This is a genomic window from Terriglobales bacterium (genome assembly GCA_035487355.1).
Lineage (GTDB): Bacteria > Acidobacteriota > Terriglobia > Terriglobales > Acidobacteriaceae > QIAW01.
On the sequence record DATHMF010000107.1, the window covers coordinates 1 to 22,495 of the forward strand.

The 22,495-nt window shown below is 54.1% G+C and carries 20 protein-coding genes and 2 tRNA genes; 9 read left to right on the forward strand and 13 right to left on the reverse strand.

Translation table 11 applies throughout. From position 1 onward, the window contains the following. Nucleotides 1–247 (forward strand): hypothetical protein (locus VK738_19835; protein ID HTD24914.1); only part of this gene is annotated, 247 nt, incomplete at its 5' end. A 193-nt stretch (nucleotides 248–440) separates the two neighbouring features. Here the strand turns inward: VK738_19835 and VK738_19840 are convergent. From VK738_19840 to VK738_19860, 5 genes are all read right to left on the reverse strand, one after another. After that, nucleotides 441–1,655 carry a glycine C-acetyltransferase gene (locus VK738_19840; GenBank protein HTD24915.1) on the reverse strand — a complete coding sequence of 405 codons (1,215 nt, stop codon included), beginning with the start codon at nucleotides 1,653–1,655 and terminating at the stop codon, nucleotides 441–443. A 258-nt stretch (nucleotides 1,656–1,913) separates the two neighbouring features. Then, entirely contained in the window at nucleotides 1,914–2,129 is a 216-nt protein-coding gene (locus tag VK738_19845; GenBank protein ID HTD24916.1) for a hypothetical protein, read from the reverse strand. 56 nt (nucleotides 2,130–2,185) lie between these two features. After that, nucleotides 2,186–2,752: a DUF1572 family protein gene (locus VK738_19850; GenBank protein HTD24917.1), complete on the reverse strand. Its 567-nt coding sequence runs from the start codon at nucleotides 2,750–2,752 to the stop codon at nucleotides 2,186–2,188. Further along, complete coding sequence (locus tag VK738_19855; protein HTD24918.1) at nucleotides 2,730–3,080, reverse strand: hypothetical protein; 351 nt, start codon at nucleotides 3,078–3,080, stop codon at nucleotides 2,730–2,732. The genes VK738_19850 and VK738_19855 overlap by 23 nt, the downstream gene beginning before the upstream one ends. An 80-nt stretch (nucleotides 3,081–3,160) precedes the next feature. Then, entirely contained in the window at nucleotides 3,161–4,882 is a 1,722-nt protein-coding gene (locus tag VK738_19860; GenBank protein ID HTD24919.1) for a hydantoinase B/oxoprolinase family protein, read from the reverse strand. A 654-nt stretch (nucleotides 4,883–5,536) separates the two neighbouring features. On the opposite strand from VK738_19860, the gene VK738_19865 reads away from it, so the two are divergent. After that, complete coding sequence (locus VK738_19865; protein HTD24920.1) at nucleotides 5,537–5,983, forward strand: MerR family transcriptional regulator; 447 nt, start codon at nucleotides 5,537–5,539, stop codon at nucleotides 5,981–5,983. A 191-nt stretch (nucleotides 5,984–6,174) separates the two neighbouring features. Next, a tRNA-Pro gene (locus VK738_19870) sits at nucleotides 6,175–6,251 on the forward strand. 122 nt (nucleotides 6,252–6,373) lie between these two features. Here the strand turns inward: VK738_19870 and VK738_19875 are convergent. The 3 genes from VK738_19875 to VK738_19885 all read right to left on the reverse strand — a co-directional run bounded on the left by VK738_19875 (nucleotide 6,374) and on the right by VK738_19885 (nucleotide 8,145). After that, entirely contained in the window at nucleotides 6,374–6,802 is a 429-nt protein-coding gene (locus tag VK738_19875) for a hypothetical protein (GenBank protein HTD24921.1), read from the reverse strand. 195 nt (nucleotides 6,803–6,997) lie between these two features. Beyond that, the gene (locus VK738_19880) at nucleotides 6,998–7,372 is read right to left on the reverse strand and encodes a response regulator (protein ID HTD24922.1); all 375 of its coding nucleotides are present in this window, start codon (nucleotides 7,370–7,372) and stop codon (nucleotides 6,998–7,000) included. A gap of 26 nt (nucleotides 7,373–7,398) precedes the next feature. Continuing rightward, nucleotides 7,399–8,145, reverse strand: a complete 747-nt coding sequence (locus VK738_19885) for a PilZ domain-containing protein (GenBank protein ID HTD24923.1) — start codon at nucleotides 8,143–8,145, stop codon at nucleotides 7,399–7,401. Between the two features lie 550 nt (nucleotides 8,146–8,695). Between VK738_19885 and VK738_19890 the strand changes: the two genes are divergently transcribed. The 3 genes from VK738_19890 (at nucleotide 8,696) to VK738_19900 (ending at nucleotide 13,194) form a co-directional block, all read left to right on the forward strand. Beyond that, the gene (locus tag VK738_19890; protein HTD24924.1) at nucleotides 8,696–10,321 is read left to right on the forward strand and encodes an FAD-dependent oxidoreductase; all 1,626 of its coding nucleotides are present in this window, start codon (nucleotides 8,696–8,698) and stop codon (nucleotides 10,319–10,321) included. Nucleotides 10,322–11,550: 1,229 nt separating this feature from the next. After that, nucleotides 11,551–11,668 (forward strand) — tRNA-Asp (locus tag VK738_19895). Nucleotides 11,669–11,988: 320 nt separating this feature from the next. Then, on the forward strand, nucleotides 11,989–13,194 hold the full coding sequence (locus tag VK738_19900) for a transposase (protein HTD24925.1): 1,206 nt from the start codon (nucleotides 11,989–11,991) through the stop codon (nucleotides 13,192–13,194). Between the two features lie 266 nt (nucleotides 13,195–13,460). On the opposite strand, the gene VK738_19905 is transcribed toward VK738_19900, so the two are convergent. From VK738_19905 to VK738_19920, 4 genes are all read right to left on the reverse strand, one after another. Then, nucleotides 13,461–14,507 (reverse strand): hypothetical protein, encoded by a 1,047-nt coding sequence (locus VK738_19905; protein ID HTD24926.1) that lies wholly within the window; start codon nucleotides 14,505–14,507, stop codon nucleotides 13,461–13,463. 243 nt (nucleotides 14,508–14,750) lie between these two features. Next, complete coding sequence (locus tag VK738_19910) at nucleotides 14,751–15,452, reverse strand: hypothetical protein (GenBank protein HTD24927.1); 702 nt, start codon at nucleotides 15,450–15,452, stop codon at nucleotides 14,751–14,753. A 129-nt stretch (nucleotides 15,453–15,581) separates the two neighbouring features. After that, on the reverse strand, nucleotides 15,582–16,262 hold the full coding sequence (locus VK738_19915) for a hypothetical protein (GenBank protein HTD24928.1): 681 nt from the start codon (nucleotides 16,260–16,262) through the stop codon (nucleotides 15,582–15,584). 40 nt (nucleotides 16,263–16,302) lie between these two features. Next, entirely contained in the window at nucleotides 16,303–17,112 is an 810-nt protein-coding gene (locus VK738_19920) for a hypothetical protein (GenBank protein ID HTD24929.1), read from the reverse strand. A 336-nt stretch (nucleotides 17,113–17,448) separates the two neighbouring features. Here VK738_19920 and VK738_19925 point away from each other — a divergent pair, with 336 nt between their 5' ends. Together VK738_19925 and VK738_19930 are read left to right on the forward strand one after the other, a co-directional pair. Beyond that, nucleotides 17,449–18,411, forward strand: a complete 963-nt coding sequence (locus tag VK738_19925) for a tail fiber domain-containing protein (protein ID HTD24930.1) — start codon at nucleotides 17,449–17,451, stop codon at nucleotides 18,409–18,411. A 164-nt stretch (nucleotides 18,412–18,575) separates the two neighbouring features. Beyond that, nucleotides 18,576–19,403: a dolichyl-phosphate beta-glucosyltransferase gene (locus VK738_19930; protein HTD24931.1), complete on the forward strand. Its 828-nt coding sequence runs from the start codon at nucleotides 18,576–18,578 to the stop codon at nucleotides 19,401–19,403. Nucleotides 19,404–19,455: 52 nt separating this feature from the next. Here VK738_19930 and VK738_19935 read toward each other — a convergent pair whose 3' ends face one another. Next, a complete protein-coding gene (locus VK738_19935; GenBank protein ID HTD24932.1) occupies nucleotides 19,456–19,722 on the reverse strand; it encodes a hypothetical protein in 267 nt (88 codons plus the stop codon). A gap of 267 nt (nucleotides 19,723–19,989) precedes the next feature. On the opposite strand from VK738_19935, the gene VK738_19940 reads away from it, so the two are divergent. Beyond that, on the forward strand, nucleotides 19,990–22,479 hold the full coding sequence (locus VK738_19940; protein ID HTD24933.1) for a 2-oxoglutarate dehydrogenase E1 component: 2,490 nt from the start codon (nucleotides 19,990–19,992) through the stop codon (nucleotides 22,477–22,479). Nucleotides 22,480–22,495: the final 16 nt, after the last annotated feature.

The following is a 22,495-nucleotide window of genomic DNA, read 5'->3' on the forward strand; positions in this document are numbered from 1 at the left end:
CTTGATTGACTATGCACTTGGGAACGCAGTCCCTGCTACCCCCAAGAGCGGATACGCTTTTGTGGCGGCAAACTCCAATGGTGGACAGAGCTTTGTCGAGGGTGGCACGCCGGTTACTCTGGGAAGAACCGGAAATAAATCATTCTGCGCAATTGAGGATGGCGTTGTGCATTTTGATCCTACTGGCGCTGCTGCCGGCACCACAGGTGCAACTGCCTGCATTGCGTTGTCACCGATTGGCCAGTAAGTCAGTTCGAAGTTTGGCAAAGTACCTGGGGTTGTGGTGCTTGCCCTCCCGTCTGTCGGGCAAGCAGGCAACTCCATGTTTCTTTGCAGTTAAAGGTTCTGACATTTCTAACTGTTTTCATTTGTCAGATTTCAGGAATTCAAGGTTAGAGACATGGCGTGATCTCAACTAAGGAAACTGTTCCTTTACGGAACTAGGCAACAATTCCCATCCTCATGCCCACGCGCTGCAACGTCTCCAGCGCTTTTTCCAACTGCTCGCGCGTGTGGGTCGCGCTCATGATGGTACGGATGCGGGCTTTGCCCTCGGGCACGGTGGGAAAAGCAATGCCGGTGCCCAGCACGCCTTCTTTGAACAGTTCACGGCTAAACTCCATGGCCAGGCGGCCTTCGCCTACGATGATCGGCGTTATCGGAGTTTCGCTGGCGGGAGTATTCACACCGCCGATGTTGAAGCCCAGACGGCCTAATTCTTTTTTGAAGAAGCGGGTGTTCTCCCAAAGCTTTTCAATGCGCTCGGGCTCTTCTTCCAAAACCTCGAAGGCCGCGATGCAGGTGGCGGCCACGGAAGGCGGATGCGATGTCGAAAACAGGAATGGCCGGGCGCGGTGATAAAGAAATTCGATCAGATCACGCGAGCCGCATACATATCCGCCGAGTGCGCCGACGGCCTTGGAGAGCGTGCCTACTTGCACGTCCACGCGGCCATGCACATTGAAGTGGTCAATCGTCCCACGGCCATTGCGCCCCAGGACGCCTGAAGCATGGGCGTCATCCACCATCATGATGGCGCCGTACTTTTCCGCCAGATCGCAGAGTGCAGGCAGCGGGCCGATGTCGCCATCCATGGAAAAGACGCCGTCGGTGATAAGCAGCTTGCGTCCCGGCTGATCTTTGATAGAAGCCAACTGCTCTTCCGCGTGTGCCGCGTCCTTGTGGCGAAAGACCAGGATCTTGGCGCGTGAGAGCCGCGCCCCATCAATGATGCTGGCATGGTTAAGTTCATCAGAGATGATGAAATCTTCTTTGCCCAAAATCGCCGAGACCGTGCCGGCATTGGCGGCGAATCCCGATTGAAAAACCACGCAAGCTTCCACATTCTTGAAGCGGGCAATTTTCTCTTCCAGCTCCATGTGGATCTTCATGGTGCCGGCAATAGTGCGCACCGCGCCCGAACCTACGCCGTATTTGCGCGTGGCCTCCAGCGCTGCTTCGCGCAGCTTGGGATGCGTGGTCAGGCCAAGATAATTGTTCGATGCAAGATTGATGACCTTCTTGCCGTCAAAGGTACAGACCGGCTCCTGCTCGTCTTCCAGCACGCGCAGCTTGAAGTAGGTCCCTTTGTTCTTGAGTTCGTTGAGTTGGTCGGTGAGATAAGAGAGTTGCGGGCGAGTGGAGGTGATGGCCATAAGGCTTTAATATTCAACCTTCAAAAAGTTGTGATGCGAGTGCATCGCGTTCGCACTTCAAATAAGCAGCCACATCAGTGAGTATGCGGTTAAGCGTTCCCACTTTCAGAAAGTTGTGATCAGGAATTGTAATATGGTGCTGAGTTCCCATGTATTGCGAAGTGAGCCGCATATGGCTGCCTTCTTGTCGTGTAATTTGATATCCAAAGCGCTGTAGAAGTTTTGCCAGATCTCAGCCACTTAAATCGCGAGGCAGCCTCAAGCCGAGAGCACCTCATCCTTAACCATATGTAGCCGAATCAGTGCGGGACGGTCTTCTGCACGATCAAAATGACATCGCACAGCTTCGCGAACGTTTTTACGTAACTCTTCCATCGTTTCAGCTTCAGTGAATATAGATTCCCCTAGTGCGTGGGCTTCATAACCACCTTCTGGGCTTTCTACGACTTCGAAAATAATCTCGCTTCGTTGCATATTTATGATTCTATCGCCTGCCCACGCATTTAGGGATCGAGAAATTATTACACGTCTTACGGCAATCCTTTCGAATACTTGCCTGGTGATTTGCTTTTAAATTCCTCCGATTTGCCGCGGGGAATGCTCAGCGACTTCCACTCCGCACCGCGAATATGTTTGGCCAGAAAAATAATCTGCCCGATATGCTGAACATAATGCAGGAGCGCCCGGTTGAGCGCCTGCAATACCGTATGCGCCTCTCCGCGTATGGTAATGATCCGCTCCACATCCTCGGGTTTGAGCGATTCCAGAGTGTCGAAGAGGCATTGCCACTCCTTCTCCCAGGTGCGCATCAGCTCTTCCTGGGTCAGGTTCTCCTGAACGAATTCCTGATCGCGGTGGCGGTCGGGCTTTTCCCCGTCGCTGGTGAGGAAATCGGTGAAGCGCGAGCGTATGTTGCCGCTGATATGTTTCATGAGGATGGCAACGCTGTTGGCTTCAGGATCAATTTGCAGAAAAAATTCTTTCTCACTGAGCTGGGCGATTGCGCCATCGGCCAGCCGCTTGTACCCGCGCAGCCCGCGACGGACTTCCTCCAGATAAGCCTTGCCCCACGCCTCATCCATTTTGCAAACTCGCATTTTGCGAACTCGGCACCGGAAGTACCGGAGGAACGGATAAAGGCCGCAGCTCAAACTTAAGCCCGCCGATCCTTCCCGCTACCAGGTTATAGATAAACGCGCTGATGCAGCCGAAGGCGAATCCCATCAACCCATAAACAATCGGCATGGCAATGGCAAAGATGACTCCCACGACCCCGCTAATGGCGGCTGCTTCCTTATCCTGGCTGAACACACCTGCGATCGCCATGATCAGGAACAACGGAATGAACAGGACCGCCAGCAACCCATAAGTTACTCCTGCGATTTTCCCAACGGATAAAACATCCAAGCGCTTCAATTCCTGCATGCTTCCCCCTTTTTTGAAACATCTCAGGATACTAGAAACAATCGCCGTCTAGTGGCGACTTCGGCCCGGCCTGCGAGTGCTCACCGCCTCCCATCCACCGATCCCATCAGCAAATTTAAAGACCCGCCACCGGGAGATTCAATGCGAATGCGCTCACCCCGGCGCAGTCTGCGGCTCACCTTTCCCGGCAACTCTTCCCGTGAGCCATCGCGACGAACGATTTGTGTTTTCCCCGGCTCTCCATCGGCCGCGCCCCCCAAGCCATATGGTCCACGCTTGCGCCGGTCAGCGAGTACGGTAACGTCGGCATCGGTAAGCAGTTCGATTTCGCGAACAATTCCCTTTCCGCCGCGATATACATTTGCATGCAGTGAGCGCTCTGCCGCCTCTGTAGAGCGGCGAATGGAATATTCCGTCACCCGAAAGGGATACGCATATTCCAGCGCCTCAACCGGCGTATTCCACGAATTCGTCATATGGGTATGCACCGCCGAGACGCCATCTTTTCCCGGACGCGCCCCCATGCCCCCGGCAATCGTCTCGTAGTAGGCGAAGGGATGACCGTTGCGAGGATCAATGCCGCCGATCGTGAGGTTGTTCATCGTTCCCGAAGAGCCGGCAGGAATGCGCTCGGGGATGGCCTGCGCCAGCGCGCGCAGAAGAACATCAACAATGCGCTGCGAGGTTTCCACATTGCCTCCTGCTACTGCGGCGGGTGGATGCGCATTCACCACGGTTCCGGAAGGCGCGACTACCCGGACAGGACGCATCAACCCCGCGGTCGCCGGCACGTCTTCCGCCAGCAAACAGCGGAAGACGTAAAAGCACGCCGAGTAAGTAATGGCTTCCACGGCGTTGATGCTGCCTTCCACTTGCGCGTCGCTTCCGGTGAAATCAACCTTGACCATGGGTCTATGTTTCCCCGAGGATCCACGGCTCGTGCCCCCATCCACGTGAATCGCAACCTGAATTTTTACCGGCTTGTCGCTGACACCGTCGTCGTCCAAGAAATCTTCTGCACGGTAAACTCCGCGCGGCACCCGTCCGAGGAATGCTCGCATCATGTTTTCCGAGTAATCCAATAATTCGACGGCGGCGCGTTGCACGCGCGGCAACGAATAACGGCTGCATAATTGGCGCAGCCGCTCGGCGCCGGTGTGACACGCCGCCAGTTGCGCGTTGAGGTCGCCTTCACGCTCCTGGGGCGTGCGCACGTTACTGAGCAGAAGCGCGAGCACATCGCGCTGCAACTCACCATGCTTAACAATGTGCACCGGCGGTATGCGAAGGCCTTCCTGATAAATTTTGCGGCACGGGCCCATGGAACCGGCGTAGGCGCCCCCGATATCGGCGTGATGCGCGCGTGAGGCCACAAAAAAATCTGGCTTCGAAAAAACAGGTTGAAGCTGAGAACCGCCCTTCGCCGATTTCGCGGTGCGCAACCTAGCTGACCGCGCCTCTGACTTTTGTTTCTTTACGAAGACCGGCGCAACCAGCGTGATATCGGGCAGATGCGTGCCGCCGCAAAAAGGATCGTTGAGCATGGCCACATCGCCGGGCGCAAGAAAAAGCGCGCCAATGGCCGCCCGCACCGACATCGGCATGGAGCCCAGGTGCACGGGCATGTGATCGCCCATGGCAATCGCCTCGCCCGCCGCATCAAACACAGCGCACGAGTAGTCGCGCCGCTCCTTGATGTTGGGTGAAAACGCGGTGCGATTCAGGGCCGCTCCCATTTCTTCCGCGATGGAATGAAAGAGGTTTTTAAAAATTTCGAGTTCGATGGGATCAGTATTTGACATTCAAGCACTCGGTACTTAACAAACCAACGGAAGGGTGCACTCCCATATGCCAATTTTTGATTTTCGATTTACGAATTTTCCGAAAAACTAACCGGATTTCTTAAAATCGTACTTCTTCAATCGTAATCGTACTTCCGCATGAAACGCTCTCCTGGCCGTTTTTTTCAAAAATCTTATTGACTTTTAGCGCAAGAAGCCGCAATATCTTGTGCCAGGCGATGTGAAACCACATTTTGTTGGGTTCACGTTGCATATGGGCCCCCATTCAAGGGAAATAACGTTCCAGGAGGAACTCAGATGCCAGCGAAGAAAAAAGCAAAAAAGAAAAAGAGATAATGCCAGGCGAGGCTAATAGCCTCGCCAGTTTTTTAAACGCAAAGGAATTCACCAACTAGCGAAAATCTTTAAGGGCCTTCACTCATGTGAAGGCCCAAATTTTTTGTGCATCATTTATTGCACAAAGCTTAAGGATGCGTCTCCAGTCTGGAACCATCGCTCCGTGAAGGTCCCAAGGCACAAAGGTTGCGTGGGCAAAGGTGGCGGATTGAGCTTCCGATAAATTCAGCCGTGGAACGCTTTAGCTCTTGACCTGCGCGCTCACATTCTCTTAACATCCGCCATACGCCGCTTCTTTCATTCCCAGGAAAGAATTGAGTGACCCTATTGAGTGCCAAAGCTGCCAGCGCGACGAGTCCTCGGGTACAGCGAAAGAACGCAGCCGCCCGCTCTCGGCCTGAAGAAGTCTTAATTCCCGATAAGCTCTACTTTCGCATCGGAGAGGTAGCCAAGCTCTGCCGCTTGCCCGCCTACGTTCTGCGTTTTTGGGAGACCGAGTTTTCCCAGCTCAAACCCACCAAAAGCAGTACCGGGCAAAGGATGTACCGGCGCAACGACGTAGAAGCGGCTTTGCAGATCAAGCGCCTGCTCTATCACGAAGGATTGACGATCCCCGGAGCGCGCCAGCATCTGCTGGCCGAGCGCAAGGCCGCCCGCAACCAGACGGCATTGCCCTTTGCCACACCGCGCGATCAGGAAGGACTGCGACGCGTACGCAATGGACTAAAAGAAATTTTGGCGCTCCTGTCGAAACCAAAACGGTAAGCAAGGAGTTTGGTAGGTATTATTGACATCCTTAATTTCCTAATCCACTTTTGTCATCCCGACCGCAGCCGCGCTTCGCGGCGGAGTGGAGGGATCTAGGTTTTTCAGGGCGACATTGCGATTGCTGCGGGCTCGAAATGCTAGAATAGTTTCACCCTGACTTCGCGACAGCGAAGTTTTTCTCTTCTTGTCGGGACGTGGCTCAGCCTGGTAGAGCACTCGCTTGGGGTGCGAGGGGTCGGCAGTTCAAATCTGCCCGTCCCGACCATTCTCTTCATAAACAAAATAAGCAAATATTTTCGAGGACGATCCCTGGTCTACTGAGCCTGCGATTAAAAACGGGTTGGAATCATTGATGATTCCAACCCATTCAAAACAACTGTGCCTGATTTAGCGAGAATCATGATCGCGGAAACGATTATCGCGGTCACGGCCTCTGTCACCGTCATGATTGCGGTCGCGGTCATGATCTCGATCGCGGTCCTGGTCCCTGAAATAACGGCCATCACGGTCCACGTCGCGGTCACCGCGCCACTGATTGTTGTAACCGTAGCTAAACCAGTAGCCATGGAACTGGTTCCAGCAGCGCTCACGCTCGTAGTTCAGGTCACGCCGCCGGTCATACGCCTGTCGGCTGTAGTATCCGTGGTCTTCGATGGCATCCCGGAGTCTGGCTTCTGCCCGCTCAACTCGAAGCTGGCACGATCTTCCGTCCTCAGCCTGCACGCGGGGCACTCCAACCAGAAAACAGACTGCGCCCAGAGTTGCAGCCAAGGCTATTCTTTTCCCGAATTTTGCAAAGTTTATTTGTGTGTTCAAGGTTTCTCCTACTCCGCCCACACTTGTCATACTTGTTAAGATGCGCGCTTGATTTTTGAGGACCAGTGAAGTTTGTAAAGCTTTGCTGAAGATTTCATGAAGGTCTGCTGGGAGTACTTAGGGCAGGGGGAAAAAAGCTACTTGAAAGATACGCACTTGATTGCTGCATTGCCGGCAGCAACTATCCATTCGTGATTATTCCAGCTTCAAACATCTCTCCGCGCTGGCCACGACCGCCATCAAATCCTGCGCTTTGACCAGGCAATCCACGGCCCCACTGTTCATCAATTCCTGTCGTTCTTTTTCTTTGGCAAGACCGCTGAGCACCAGCACCGGAATGGCGGCTGTCGCAGGATCCTCTTTGAGAAGCCGCAACACCTCGTGTCCAGTCATCTTGGGCAGGAACAGGTCCAGCAGGATCAGGTCGAACTTTCCGTCTTCCCGGGCCAATCGCAGGCCCTCTTCGCCGTCGCCTGCAACCTGGACCTCGAATCCTTTCGCAATGAGGGTTTTTTCCAATGCACTCCGCAGAAACCTGGAATCATCAATCAACAGTACTCTGGCCCGCATATGTCCGTCTTCTCCTGTTAGTCCGGTTAGCTTGCTGTTGGACGATTGTCCGGGGCAATCAACTGGCTGGGGAGCTTAGGCGAATGATTTGACATCCATTGCTCAAGCACCGTGAACTCTTTGGGTGGCACGGAAGAGAAACTTACGCCCGCCCGGGTTTGGTCATCCGGGGTTGCGACATTCACTACTTTGCCGCTGACATGAATCAGCGCAGAAGTGCCCGGAAGCTTAAATGCTATTGCAAGGTGCTGGTCCACCTGCATAGCGTGCCTACATTGAAACGCCAGCCCACGGACGCTGAGGTAGACAATCTTGCCTTCCACAGGTCCGGTTCCGATCACATCTGCGGTCACTGGAATATCAACCGAACAGCGGACCGCCCGCCGGCGCTGCATGAGCATGTTTCCGTACGAAGCTCGCAGAAAACGCGTGGCCTGATCAACATTCACCGGTTTGTAGATGATGAAGTTGGCCCCGGCCTTTGTCGCAGATTGCACTTCCAGGTCTCCGTTGACCATGGCCAGCGCCGTAGATTTGGCATTTTGTGCAGAATTGCGCATCGCGTTCAGGATTTGAATGGAGTCGTCGCTCCCAGTCCAATCCATGATCAATGTGTCCAACTTAGTGTTCGTCACCGCGTCCAACGCCGAACTGAGTTCGATGCAAACTTCGGTCTCAATTTCGAAATTATCCAGCACCTGGTTCATCACACTGAGTACTTGCGCGTCACTGCTGAACAAGAGCCCCTTAAGCTTTACTACGTCTTCACTCACGGGCGCCTCCTATTAAGGTACGTGCTCTAGCGCGTTCGGTATATGAGCGTTCGCATTGCTCTCCCAAACTGCAGCTTGAGTAAGCACCGTTCCTGCCAGTGGTTTCAAACCCCTGTAGCAAGATCCAGAGAAGGCCCAACCTGAGTACGCGGGATTGCAGAACCTGTCGAGCGAATACTCTAGATTTTAGCTACTGCCGCTCTGGTACACAACATACTTTGCACGCTCACCGCTGATATTAGTACCATTACAGGAATAATTCCATTATGAAACTTGCACTAAGCCTCGTGAAACGTATGTGCAGCGTGAAAGTTCTGGTATTAGAAAACGGTAAGGCGGTAAAGGAAGCTTGGCAGCATGGCTTGACAGAATTCCCACCTGCCCGTTGGAGCAGGTGAAAGACCAAGGTGAAAGAGTATCATCTATTATTTATTCAAGGCCTCCGGTCGCCCGTTGGCACAAAATCCATTCAGCAAGCTATCTCACGGACCATCCCATGACACAGGCAAGCTCCCCATTGGCAGCAAGTACGAACAGACAGCAAGAGCAGATGTTTCCCACGCTGAGCCCCGCCCAGGTTGCCCGCATTGCCCAGCACGGAAAGACGCGCAAGGTGCAAGCCGGAGAAATACTTATCGAACAAGGTGCGCAGACTGTGCGCTTTTTCCTCGTGACTGCGGGGCAGGTGGAAGTTGTGCGTCCCGTGGGCGCGACCGAAGAAGTCATCGTTGTTCACTCGTCCGGTCAGTTTTTAGGCGAGCTGAACATGCTCTCCGGACGGCGGAGCATCGTGCGCGCCCGCGTACGCGAACAGGGTGAGGTGATTGAGCTCGATCTCAACAGTCTGCGGGCGCTGGTGCAAACTGACGCCGAGTTGAGCGAGATCCTCATGCGGGCCTTCATTTTACGCCGCACGGAACTTGTTGCCCAGGGACGCGGCGACGTGGTGGTTGTAGGCTCCAGCCATTCCGCCGGAACGCTGCGCATCAAAGAGTTCCTGACGCGCAACGCACATCCTTACACTTACCTTGATCTGGAGCGTGACACCGGTGTGCAGGAGCTGCTTGATCATTTCCAGGTACCGGTCGAAAAGGTGCCGGTTGTAATCTGCCGGGGCAAGGTCGTGCTGCAGAATCCTACGAACCAGCAACTGGCCGATTGTCTTGGCTTCAACGAAGGCATTGACCCGACCCAGATGCGCGATGTGATCGTCGTGGGCGCGGGACCCTCGGGACTGGCGGCCGCGGTCTACGCCGCTTCGGAAGGACTCGATGTCCTCGTGGTAGAGACAAACGCGCCTGGAGGACAAGCCGGTTCGAGTTCAAAGATTGAAAATTATCTGGGCTTCCCCACCGGCATCTCCGGACAGGAGCTGGCCAGTCGCGCCTACACACAGGCGCAGAAGTTCGGGGCCGAGATGATGATTGCCCGGGCAGCGATGCGGCTGGTCTGCGATCGCAGGCCTTACGCCATCGAAATTGACGGTGGCGCGCGGCTGACCGCGCGCAGCGTCATCATCGCCACCGGTGCCCAATACCGCCGGCTTCCGCTCGACAATCTGGCGCGCTTTGAAGGCACGGGAGTTTATTATGGCGCTACTTTCGTAGAGGCCCAGTTGTGCACGGATGATGAAGTCATCGTTGTAGGTGGCGGCAACTCGGCAGGGCAGGCAGCCGTTTTTCTGTCGCAGACCGCCAAGCATGTGCACGTGCTGGTCAGGTCAGATGGCCTCGCCGACACCATGTCGCGTTATCTCATTCGCCGCATCGAAGAGAGCCCGGTGATAACCCTGCATACGCGCACGGAAATCGTAGCCCTGGAGGGCAGCGATCGCCTGGAGCGCGTGCAATGGCGTAATGCTGAAAACGGAGCCGTGGAAACGCACGATATCCGGCACGTTTTTCTGATGACCGGCGCTGACCCAAATACCCGCTGGCTCGACGGCTGCGTTGCCATGGATGATAAGGGATTCATCAAGACCGGCCAGGATATTCGCCCCGACGAGTTAGCAGAAGCTCGCTGGCCGCTCGCGCGTGCGCCCTATCTGCTGGAAACCAGTCTGCCCGCCGTGTTTGCGGTGGGCGATGTCCGCTGCGGCAACGTCAAGCGCGTGGCATCAGCCGTGGGCGAAGGATCAATTTCAATTCATCTGGTGCACCAGACGCTGCAGGAGTAGTCGAAAATCATTTCGAGCATTCCACAGTCCCCCTAGCCTGGATTCCACTGTTCCCCAGTCTGGATTATTCATGAGGTCCTCGATGATGACAAGCCCAGCGCGGAACCTGGATTATTCATGAAGTGCGCGATATCGTACGAAAACGATTCGTAGTCCCGTTAGGGACGACGCTATCTCTTCGAGTTCTCGCACCTCGTGGGTAAGTTAGAAAATCGATCCGAACCCCGGTGCCAGGGCCCCGCCCACACGCCGGTTTTGCGTATCGTGGGGTGGAGAGGGGCGACACCTTTTTTCACTTTTGCTGCACAAAAGCATAGGCCATCTGGTCTGTTGATATCATTCTGATATCAAAACCTTCATTTCTCAGGAATTTTAGGTCATCATTGTCCTGGAAGTGTATCTAGCATTCAAGAATGCGGGGGTTAAGGTGAGGGCGCAGCGGCTTTACCGCGGAGCCCTTAGATAAAAGCCCCCTTAGGCTCTTTGAAAATTCAAAAAAAACAGCACCAGACACAGCACTCAAAACGGCTGCGAAATGTTATGTATCTAGTAAACACAGACGGCTTTGCACTCTAAGTCCATCCTGAAGCTAAACTCCGCGTTCTGCACACAAACCCCAAAAGCAACGGGCGTAGGGGTACTTTGCATCACAATTTACTGACAACACGCTCCGACACGTTCCTACTAAGCCTATGCACCCCTACACTTCCCCATTTCCTCCCATTTTTTCCACACTTTCCACAGAAAGCTATTTGCATCAACAGGGTTTCCACAGAATTCTTGCCTGTGGATATTGACGCTTTTTTGCTAGGGAGTAGCCTTAGAAGCAGAGCAGGAAACTGCACAACTTGTGTGGCAGTTGCAAATCTTGCACATGAGGTACTAGATATTGTGTTTTCTATTGACGGCCACAACAAAACGGGGGTACAGTTTTTGGCAGTAAGGTTTTCTGATGGAGAATAAAAAGGAAAAGCTCCTGCGGCGAAACAGGAGCGTTTCCGGTAAAGCTTCAAGCTTGATAGCGCAAGCGGAAGCGGACAGACTGGCCTCTTTATAGTCTGACCGCCCTGCCAAGTCAAGTTTAAAACTGTTAAATGTTCCGTCTGTGCTAGTACAGCACAATAAGGCGGGAGTGTAGTTTTTGGAAGCGAGTGAGGAGCAACGTTGTAAGAGGCGCACTCCTCACCCGCAGCCGGATTCACGGTCCCGATAAGCCGTGACCTTTTGATCGAGGGATGGGTGAGAGGTTGAAACCGCCCGACTGTCACTCGGGTAATCCTGCGGAGAGCTAGCTTGACGGCGGCGCTCCGCTGGGATTCGGGGGTTCGAATCCCTCTCCCTCGGCCAAATCTTTTTAAAAGAACTGAAAGAACGGCATTGTAAATCCTAGCCGTTCTTTTTGCGAGGTGTATTCCAGTATGGGCTTTTACATTTGGGGCAGACCTTCGGGGGAGTCTTTTTTCGAGGTGGCCAGAGATGCCCACAACGAAGGCATTTATATGCCTTCTTAACAATTGTATCTGTTGGACCGGTACCCATGCAAAGAACGATATACCGCATAAGGATATATTGTCAAGTATATTCTTGACAACTATATACCTAGATAGTAATATACTTCTCAGGTAAGCGAGGTGCTTATGGAACCTAGAGAAGAGCGCGGTAAGGAATTGGCGGCAACCAAGAAACTGCGGAGTAAACAGCCGGGAATCTGGCTTGTTCCTTCGCAAACTGGATTCGGGGATTACACGGTCAACGTTGCGACTGAGGAATTTACTTGCTCCTGCCCCGATTTTGAAATACGCCAGCAACCGTGTAAACACATTTTTGCAGTCGCTTATACCGTGGTGCGCGAACAAAAACCCGATGGCACGGTGACGGAAACGACGACCATAACTGCGGTCAAGAAAACCTATCCGCAGAACTGGCGACAGTACAATACTGCCCAAACAACGGAGCAAGACAGGTTTCAAGTCCTGCTGCATGATCTCTGCTGCACTGTGTCTACTCCGATGCCCAAAACGGGAAGACCGCCGCTGCCGTTCTGTGATGCTATTTTTAGTGCTACATACAAAGTTTATTCCACAGTTTCTCAGCGCCGTTTCATGAGCGATTTGCGAGAAGCTCACGAGCGCGGTTTTATCGCCAAGGTTCCGCACTTCAACACTATTTCCAACACTCTTGAGAGCGCAGAACTGACGCCGATTTTGCAGGAGCTTATTGCCCAAAGCAGCTTGCCTCTGAAATCTGTTGAAGTTGATTTCGCTGTGGACTCCAGCGGATTTACCTCGTCGCGGTTTGTCCGCTGGTTTGACCACAAGTACGGTACTGTTCGACAGAAACACGAATGGGTCAAAGTACATTTGATGTGTGGCGTTAAGACCAACGTTGTAACGGCGGTTGAAATTGGCGACAAGTACGCGGGAGACAGCCCATTCCTTACACCACTGCTTCAAACGACAGCAAAGAATTTCAGCATTTCTGAAGTTTCTGCTGATAAGGGATACATTAGTGCAAAGAACATGGAAGCTATCGCCGCCACTGGAGCCACGCCTTTCATTCCGTTCAGAAAAGGACAGACTGCAAAACCGGGTGGACTGTGGGAAAAGATGTTTTACTTCTTTAATTTTCACAAAGAGGAGTTCCTTGAGCGTTACCACAAGAGGAGCAACATCGAATCCACCTTCAGCGCGATCAAACGCAAGTTCGGTGACGGACTGCGAAGTAAAACCGATACCGCTATGGTCAACGAATCGTTGTGTAAGATTCTCTGTCATAACTTGGTCGTGCTCATCCATGAGATTCAAGAACTTGATATCAACGTTAGTTTCTGCACAAAAACTCAAGAGGCTGCACAAGAAGGCATCCTAAACTGAGGTTTTCTGTGCAAAGCCAACACAGACCAGCACAGCAAGTGTCGCCGCGGCAGGAGCTTTTCCCCAGTAAATACGCGGAGATCATACTGTTTCACGGGTTCAAAACACTAGCCAGCAAGTGGGGTGAGGGCGCCGGCCTTTTGCAGGTGCCGATGATTGCTAAAAGATAAACTGGGTAGCTTTCTAGGCTGGCAGCGGAAAAACGCCCTCCAAAGAAAAAGCTGGCAGCCCTTGCGAACCACCAGCTCGAAATTTAAAAACCGAAGTTACTGCTTGCTCAGAACCAGCACGGTAAAGGTATTGGGCACCATCGTGGGCCTCGGACGTGGCTGCTCTGGCGTCGCCGCCGGCGGCGGCCCGAACTCAACCGTCACGGTATAAACCGTGTGGGTCTTGGCGTCCAGGGCCATGGTGCGGGCGCCCTTCTGGGTAGTCAGGTTCTGCACGACTGAATATTTATCGGGCGAGTCTTCATGCACCACCGTCAGGCTGCCATCACCACCGCCATTGGAGCTGAAAGCGAGCTCGGTTCCCGGATCGAACCCGGTAGCATCCACTCCCTCGCCGATGGGAAGCGTAGTGATGACCTTGCCGGTGTCGGCATTGACCACGACCATCATTTTGTTATCGCATCCGGCAAAGAGGCGATGATGTTTTTTATCAATCGCCAGTCCCGATGGCGACTCGCAGGGAGCCAGCGGCCAATGGTTCAGCACGGTAAGCTTTTTAGGATCAATCGAGACCACCTCGCTCTTGTCTTCGAGATTTACAAAGAGTCTGCCTTTGTCATCGGCCACGGCAAATTCCGGCTTGCCGCCCAGGGGAATCGTTCCTGCCACCGTACCGGTAACAGCATCAATCGCGGTAGCATCCTTGCTCCTGCCATTGAAGGTGAACACGCGCTTGGAAGACGGCTCGTAAATAATGGCATCCGGGTTGGTCCCGGTAGTGACCCGGCCCAACTCCTTAAAAGTTTTGAGATCGAAGATGACCGCGTTGCCCTCGCGGCCGTTGCTGATGAATCCTTTGCCTAAATCTTTTACCAGGGCCACGCCGTGTATTCCGTTCAGGTTCGGGACATCTCCCAGAACCCTGAGCGCGCTCGCATCCAGCACCATGAGATGCGTGCCGCGTGTGATGTACAGCCGGTTGGCGTCGCTATCCATTGCCAGATAGTCCCAGCCCCCCTCGCCTCCCACAGTGCTCTTGGTTTTTACCGAGTAAGGGCCGTCACCCTTGGCGGCAAAGAGAACGCCGAATGCAAAAACGATCAATACAAAACAAGAAAAGCGAACTAGCTTAACAATCTGCATGAAAGTAATAACCTCCTGGTTCAGTTCTGGGTCTTTAAATTCTGGGTCGTAGAATCTGGTTCTCTAAATTGCGGGGCTAGTGTACAGCAGCGTCCTCGAGGCCAATGTTAATTATTCTTTACCAAATTCTTTACCAAATTTTTTCCCAATTCTTCAGCAATTCTTCATTCTTCCTGGCTTTACTCACATCGGCCGGTCTGGCCGCATGAATGTCATCTTGATTTATGGCAGGATCACCTCGCCCTAAATCCCGCCTGGTCTTTGCGTAGCTTGCGGCGGATGGAGTTCCTGCAGGCGAATGCTGTAGTGGCCGGTTTTGCCAGTATAGATTCTCTTTACGTAATAAATCCTATCCCCATCCACAAAAATCTCCGCATCTATGGGGACATCGACACTCCAGATGACATTTTCCTCTCCAGATTTGGAATCTATTTCCTCGTAGAACAGGCTGTCGGGCTCGTGCTGTCCATAGCCGGCGAGGCTGCCCTGCCCCAGGTAACCATTGCGATAGGCACTCAGGATTGCGTCCACCTCTGCCCCCTGATGTTGATGCTTGTACTTGACCTTACCCGTGTCTGCATCGAGTAGGATGGTTAAGTTGTCGTCGCAGTCAAGCAGCAGTTCGCTCAGAGCGGCGCTGAAAACCACCTTCCATACGGCCTCCCCTGAATAAATACTTGCATCGTCAGATTCGTCACCGATTGCATATTTCCAAACTCGTTTCCCGTCTCCACTCAGCATGTAGACGGTGTCATCTGCTACCACTACCATTCTGCCATCAGGCAGCACCTGAGGTGGGATTTGCCTAGGCCGGTGGCCGCTTGGGTGGGTAGACGTGAGTTCCACCTCGCTTGCTGGAAGCTGAGGCTTGGCCTTGTGTCGAGTTGCGCCAAGCAGGCAGGTTGCCAGACAGATCAGAGACACAACAGTTCGGGCGGATTTCATGAAATTCATCTCCTCAATAAAATTAATGGTGGATTGCGCGGACACTGTCTGACAAGGCTTTATCTTAAAGAGTTTATGAATCTCGCTCGAAATTAAAGAATCTTGAATCCTCAGATAGAGTCATATTTTCTATTTTTCCTGTGCATCAGCGGCGGGCTCAGGCAGCTCGGGGATTTCGACCGCGCTCCCGTGGATCTCAAAGCTCAAAGGTGCGGTGCCAATGGGCTCGAAGGTCACGCGGGCCGGCTGGCGCTGCCATTTGGGAGTGGGGCACTCCGAATCAGGCACGTCGCTGTTGTGGGCGGCGCCAATTTCCTTGCGAACGACGGGTTTTTTACGCCCAATTTGAGCTACGACAACGTAAACCTTCTCGGCATCGCTGGAGACGCCGCAGTACGCGGCAAAATCCCGGTACCAGCTCACCGCCGAATAAAAAGGATCAAACTCCGGCAGGTTCAGCACAGAGACGCGCCCTGTCTGGCGGTCTACCAGCAACCATCCGCTGCGCTGCCACTTCCATTTGGGAGCTGCTTTAGGATCGTCGGGCAGCGAGTCATTCACTCGATACGCCCGGCGCACCACGAACACATGGTCGGTGACATCGTGCGGGTCGCCCAGCGTGAATTCACGCAGCTTGGAATCCACATAAAGCGCGCGGACCTTGATGTCCTGCGCCTTGTCTTCGGCGGGACCGACAAACCACTTCACTGGCATCCATGCGCCGAAGGTAATTGTGTGTTGCCGGGGCGCGGCAGAAGCCAGCACAGAAATTGCAAAAAAGAAGAAGACAATACCAAATAGTGCTTTCATGGTTACAAACATATTAACGAAACGTGCTGCGGTTGGGCGCTTAACCGCAAAATTGTCTAAGCTTCTGCCACCGGGCCTGGAACGATCCGCGTTCGACTTCGCCGTTTTTGAATTTCAACTCATAGGTTCCGGCTGCTCCGTTTTCGTCGTAGGTGGTGAGAGTAACGGTACCGGCCACCGCACTTTCGCACTGTTCAGGAGCAAGACACCGGTTGCCGAGACCCAGATCCCCTTGCAACGAAATCGGTTGATTGACTGGAGGCGGCAGATTCCGCCAAAGGTTGATAGCGATTGAGGGAAGAGGGATCTCGCTTGAGGTAACCTGCAACTTTGTCAGGTAAATTGCAATTGCCGGGCCATCCCATGGTGCACATCCATTACGAACCACGGCGTAAGAATAGTTTCCTTTTCCAACCGGAGCTTGCGCAGTGATCGGTTTAGATGACAGCCAGGCGCTGCCGTCAACACAGCGGTTTTGGCGGCACTTGGCCTGAAAAGGAATCGGGGCGCATGCCGGACGCTGGTCCCACTGCTTCCCGCATGCATTACGGACCCGTGCCTGCAGCTTCAGCAACTCCGGTCCTCGTGTTTTGCTGATGCCGGGCTTGGCCAGCACGACCGCCGGAGCGCAAGAGTCGGCGCGAATGTAATATCCATCGCAATCTGCGTCCTGCTGGCAATGATCAGGCGGTGCTTTCAGAAATGCTTCCAGGTCCCTCTGCCTGGCGCTGCATGCATCGTCTGCCGAAGCCGGCGGGAGCATGATAGATAACGTAGTGAGAACCGCAAGCGCACAACTAAAAATTGTTGTCCAGCCGGGGCTCGGATTGCGTAAAAATCGAATAGCCATACTACTTGTTAGAACGATGCACTTCAGCAAACTTGCATTGCGAGTTCTACCACGTTGCAGGCAACCATTCAACCAGAGTATTTTTCCATTCAAACTGACAACTTCCGGTCTGTTCGATCTAATACTGGTCAATCACGAACATAGTGAGCGATCTGCTTATTGAAACTTGAACCCGAAAACTGAAACTTTTTAAAATCCATTCTCTTCTGAAATCCGTTCTATTAGTGAAGTAACAATTTCCAGGCCTGAATCACAATCACATGAGACAGTTTCAAGTTGTTAGTTCAAGTTTCAAAATCCTAGCTTGAAACTTGAAACTTTTTGCAGGAGATAACTATGAAGTATTCGGCACATCGTTTTCTTGCCTATCTTGGGATCGTTGCTCTGTTCATCGGCTCGGGCACGAAGCTGCTGGCGCAGGGCTATTACGCTACTGTAGCCGGCGGATGGAACAATTCTGCCACCGGCAGCTACTCGGCGGTAGGTGGCGGCAGCAACAACCTCGCCAGCGGCTACGCCTCGGTCATAACTGGAGGCGCCGAGAACATAGGCAGTGGCAACTACACCACCGTGAGCGGAGGCTTCAACACCGGCAGCGGAGTTGCCTCCGCCGTAACTGGAGGCGCCTTCAACAACGCCAGCGGCAACTACTCGATCGTTGCCGGCGGCGGCGGCAATGTCGCCAGCGGGTTTGTCAGCTTTGCCGCGGGCTGCGGCGCTAACACCAATAACCAAAGCGGGGCTTTTGTGTGGGGTGACAGTGGATGTGCTGGCTTGAACGCCACCGTCCCCAACCAGTTTATGGCCCGCGCCTCTGGCGGCGTGATTTTCTATAGCAACTCGGGCCTGACCAGCGGTGTGCAACTGGCCGCAGGAGGCGGTAGCTGGTCTTCGCTCAGCGACCGCAACGTCAAGCAACACTTTGCCCCTGTTGATAACCAGCAACTTTTGCTACGCGTGCTGGCCCTCCCGGTTACCACCTGGAATTACAAGACGCAGGATGCTTCCATCCGCCACATCGGACCGATGGCGCAGGATTTCTTCACTGCCTTCAACGTGGGCGAAGATGACCACCACATCACCGAGATTGATGAAGGCGGCGTGGCCCTGGCCGCCATCCAGGGATTGAACCAGAAACTGGAAGAGCAGCTTCGTCAAAAAGACGCCCAGCTCTCCGCTCAACAGAAACAGATTGAAGCCCTCGAACAGCAGATGCGCACCATGATGCTGCGCGTCGCGGCCGTGGAAAAAGCATCGCCAACGAATGCCCGGATCAGCGAGGTCGCCTCCGCACGGTAAGAACAGTTTGGCCAGTTGATACACTTGGGTAGAGACGCAGCTTGCTGCGTCTCCTGCTCGCGTTACCATTCTTTTTAGGCGGATGCCGTGCTGAGAACCTTTGTGTCTCCATTCTGAACCAAATCCAAGTTGACATCTTCTGCTTGAAACTCGACACTTGAAGCTTGAAACCAATCCCGGCGTCTACGTCGCTGATGGATGAAGGCAAGAACGAATTCGTGAAATACAGCATCGTCATTCCGGCCTACAACGAAGCCGCCCGCATCGCTCCGACCTTGGAGAAGATTCTGGCGCATACCGCCCAACAGGGATGGCAAGCTGAAATCCTTGTGGTCAACGACGGCTCGCGCGATAACACCGCCGAAATTGTGCGCGAATGCGCGCAGCGCAACCCTTCCGTGAAACTGGTAGAAAACCCCGGCAATCGCGGCAAAGGATACAGCGTGCGCAACGGCATGCTGCACGCTCAAGGCGACATCTTACTGTTCAGCGATGCCGATCTCTCCGCGCCAATCTATGAGGCAAGCAAACTCTTTACCGCTCTTGAAAGCGGGGCCGGGGTGGCCATTGGCTCCCGCTGGATGAATAGAGCATTGCAGATTGAGAAGCAGCCGCTTCTCCGCCAGTTTTTCGGGCGCATATTCAACCTGGCACTTAGAATTGTTCTTAATCTGAAGCAAAAAGATACGCAGTGCGGATTCAAGGCCTTCACCCGGCGCGCCGCCGACACCATCTTTCCCCGGCAGCGGATCGAACGCTGGGGCTTCGATCCCGAGCTTCTCTTCCTCGCCCACCGGCTTGGATTTAAAGTCGCAGAAGTCCCAGTGGAGTGGGCGCATGACGACCGCTCAACGATCCATCCATTAAGAGACGGCATTAAGATGTTTTTTGAGATGTTGAAGGTGCGCTGGAATTCGATCACCGGCAAATACAAAGTTCCGCATCTGGCGTTAGGCCCGCCCGACTCCAACCCCAGCGAAAGAACCGCCTAAAGTCTGAAGCAAAACTGGCAACTAACAACCAGGAAACCGGCAACTGTGATCCCTACGATGCCGCCTCTTCCCGCACATTCTGGCGGCGCGGAACGGCGGACACCCCTTTACCCCGCTCGAGTGCGAGCGTCATGGTATTGGAGCAGCGTCCACAGAGCCAGAAATGCTCCAGACGCGGGGTCTTCCGCGACGAAGGAACAAGCTGCGGTCCCGTTGGCCGGGTTTCTCCCGAGCCATCTATTTCTACCTGGAAAATTTTGCCTTCACGGAAGTACTGAAACGGTGTTGAGCAGTTTGGATTGGCGCATTTAGAAACCATTGACATCCTCTCGATATCTATATCAGTGAGTCCTGCTAAGCAGCAGGGTGGAAGTCACGGCTGTAGCGTTGCTCAGCCAGAGATTAAAAGAAAAATTGCACTTTATTCAGATGCAGCAATCTGGCTTTGAGTCGCAGGATTAAGAAAATTTAACTTTCGGAAGCAGGAAGCGCTTCTGAAAATCGCGGTTCTTTTATAATGATATCTATAATCTTCTCAATTACAACCTGAAAGATTTGACTGCAACAATTCGAGACAAGGGATTTCATGAGTATCACCCAAACCATGCCGGAAGCTGCCACGCAGCCACCCGCAGACCACGAAAAGATTTTTGAGCTCTTCCGCCGCTGGGGGTACCTTCAGGCCGCCCTCGACCCGCTCGGACACATGCCGCCCGAGCCTCATCCTGAACTGAAGCTCACCGGTAAGATCGCCGAAGAAGCGCGAGCGATCTATTGTGGCCCGATCGGCGCCGAATTCATGCACCTGCCGCAGCCCGAGCGCCGTCTCTGGGTACAGGAGCGCATGGAAGGGCGGTCCTTGAAAAAAGCCCCGGATGCTGAACGTATTCTGCAGCGCCTCATCCGCTCCGAGGTGTTTGAACAGGTCATCCAGTCGCGTTATCTGGGGACCAAGCGTTTTTCGCTTGAAGGTCTGTGCGGCCTGATTCCGCTGATGGATGAAATTCTGGAAGTCGCCGCCGCGCGCGGAACCGTGGAAGCCATCCTGGGCATGAGCCATCGCGGCCGCCTCAACGTCATGCTGAACATTGTGTGCCGCGATGCCGCCGAGATTTTTTCCGGCTTTGAAGATGTAGACCCGCGCAGCGTGCTGGGAGCGGGCGATGTGAAATACCACATGGGCGCCACCGGTGAATTCAACACGCGCAGCGGAAAAAAGATCAATATCCACCTGGTTTCCAATCCCAGCCACCTGGAAGCAGTGGACCCGGTCGTGCTCGGACGCACCCGCGCCAAGCAGACCCGCTACGGCGATACCAGCCGCACCCAGTATCTTCCCATCGAGCTGCATGGTGACGCCGCCTTTGCCGGACAGGGCATCCTGGCAGAAACGTTGAATCTCGCCGGCCTGCAGGCCTACGATGTGGGCGGAACCATCCACGTGATCTGCAATAACCTGATTGGCTTTACCACCAGCCCCAAAGACCTGCATCCCACGCGCTTCGCCTCGGACGTAAGCAAGCGCCTGCCGGTCCCGGTCTTTCACGTCAACGCGGAAGATCCTGAAGCTATCGTCCGTGTGGCAAACATGGCTGCCGAGTATCGCTATGAGTTCTCCAGCGAGGTTGTCATTGACCTGATCGGCTTCCGCCGTCACGGGCATAGCGAGGTGGATGACCCCACCATCACGCAACCGGCGTTGTACAAAATCATCAATCAGCATCCGCCGCTGTGGCAGATTTATGCCCAGAAAAACAATCTCGATCCTGCGCCTGTGGTTGAGCAAGTCAAAACCGAGTTGCAGGATGCGCAAAAGCGCGGCCAAAGCATAAAAAAGAAGCTGCTCTTTTACACCCTGCCCGCGTATTGGGATAAGTTTGTCGGCGGCAACTACAAGCCGGAATATGAAGTCCGCACCGGGATTGATACCGCCGAGCTCGCCGCAGTTACGCAGGCGCTGACCACCGTGCCCGAGATTTTTACTCCACATCCTAAGATCAAGAAGCTGCTGGAAGAGCGCGCCCGCATGGGCTCCGGCGCTAAAGCGGTAGATTATGGCATGGCGGAAGCGCTGGCCTTCGGATCGCTGCTGAAACAAGGTGTCCCCATCCGCATGAGCGGACAGGATAGCCGCCGCGGGACCTTCAACCAGCGTCACGCCGTGCTTATTGATGTAGAGAACGAGCAGGAATATATCCCGCTTTGTCACGTTTCCAAAGACCAGGCGCGCTGCGAAATTTACAACTCCACGCTTTCCGAGGCTGCCGTGCTGGGCTACGAATATGGCTACAGCCGCGATTATCCCGAGACGCTGGTGCTCTGGGAGGCCCAGTTCGGTGACTTCGCCAACGGCGCGCAGATTGTGATTGACCAGTTTGCCAGCGCCGGCGAGGACAAATGGCGCCTGTACTCAGGGCTGGTCCTGCTGCTGCCGCACGGTTATGAAGGCCAAGGCCCGGAGCACTCCAGCGCCCGCGTTGAACGTTTTCTGCAACTGGCCGCCGAAGACAACATGCAGATTTGCCAGCCCTCCAACGCTGCCCAGTACTTCCACCTGCTGCGGCGGCAAGCCCTGCAAAAATGGCGCAAGCCGCTGGTCGTCTTTACCCCCAAGAGCATGCTGCGGCATCCCGATGCCAGCAGCAACGTCGACGAATTTACCCGCGAACGTTTTCTGCGGGTTGTCCCTGATAATCAGGTGAGCAACGCATCGCGCATGTTGATCTGCAGCGGCAAAATTGGCCACGAGCTACGCCAGGCACGCACTGCGCGTAAAGATACGCGCACTGCCATTGTCTTCCTCGATCAGCTCTATCCTTTCCCGGAAAAAGAGCTGGAAGCAGAGCTGGCCCGCCATCCCAAGCTGCGCGAGATCATATGGGTTCAGGAAGAGCCGGCCAACATGGGTGCTCTCTCCTACGTGCTGCCACGGCTGGAGCGCGTGGCCGGCAAGATTCCCGTACTCTCGATCAAACGCTCGGCCAGCGCCAGCCCGGCAACCGGCTCCGCCAAGGCGCACGAGATGGAGCAGAAGACGCTGGTCACGATGGCATTCGGAAGTAAGCCAAGCTCTTAGCCGTTAGCTTTTGGCT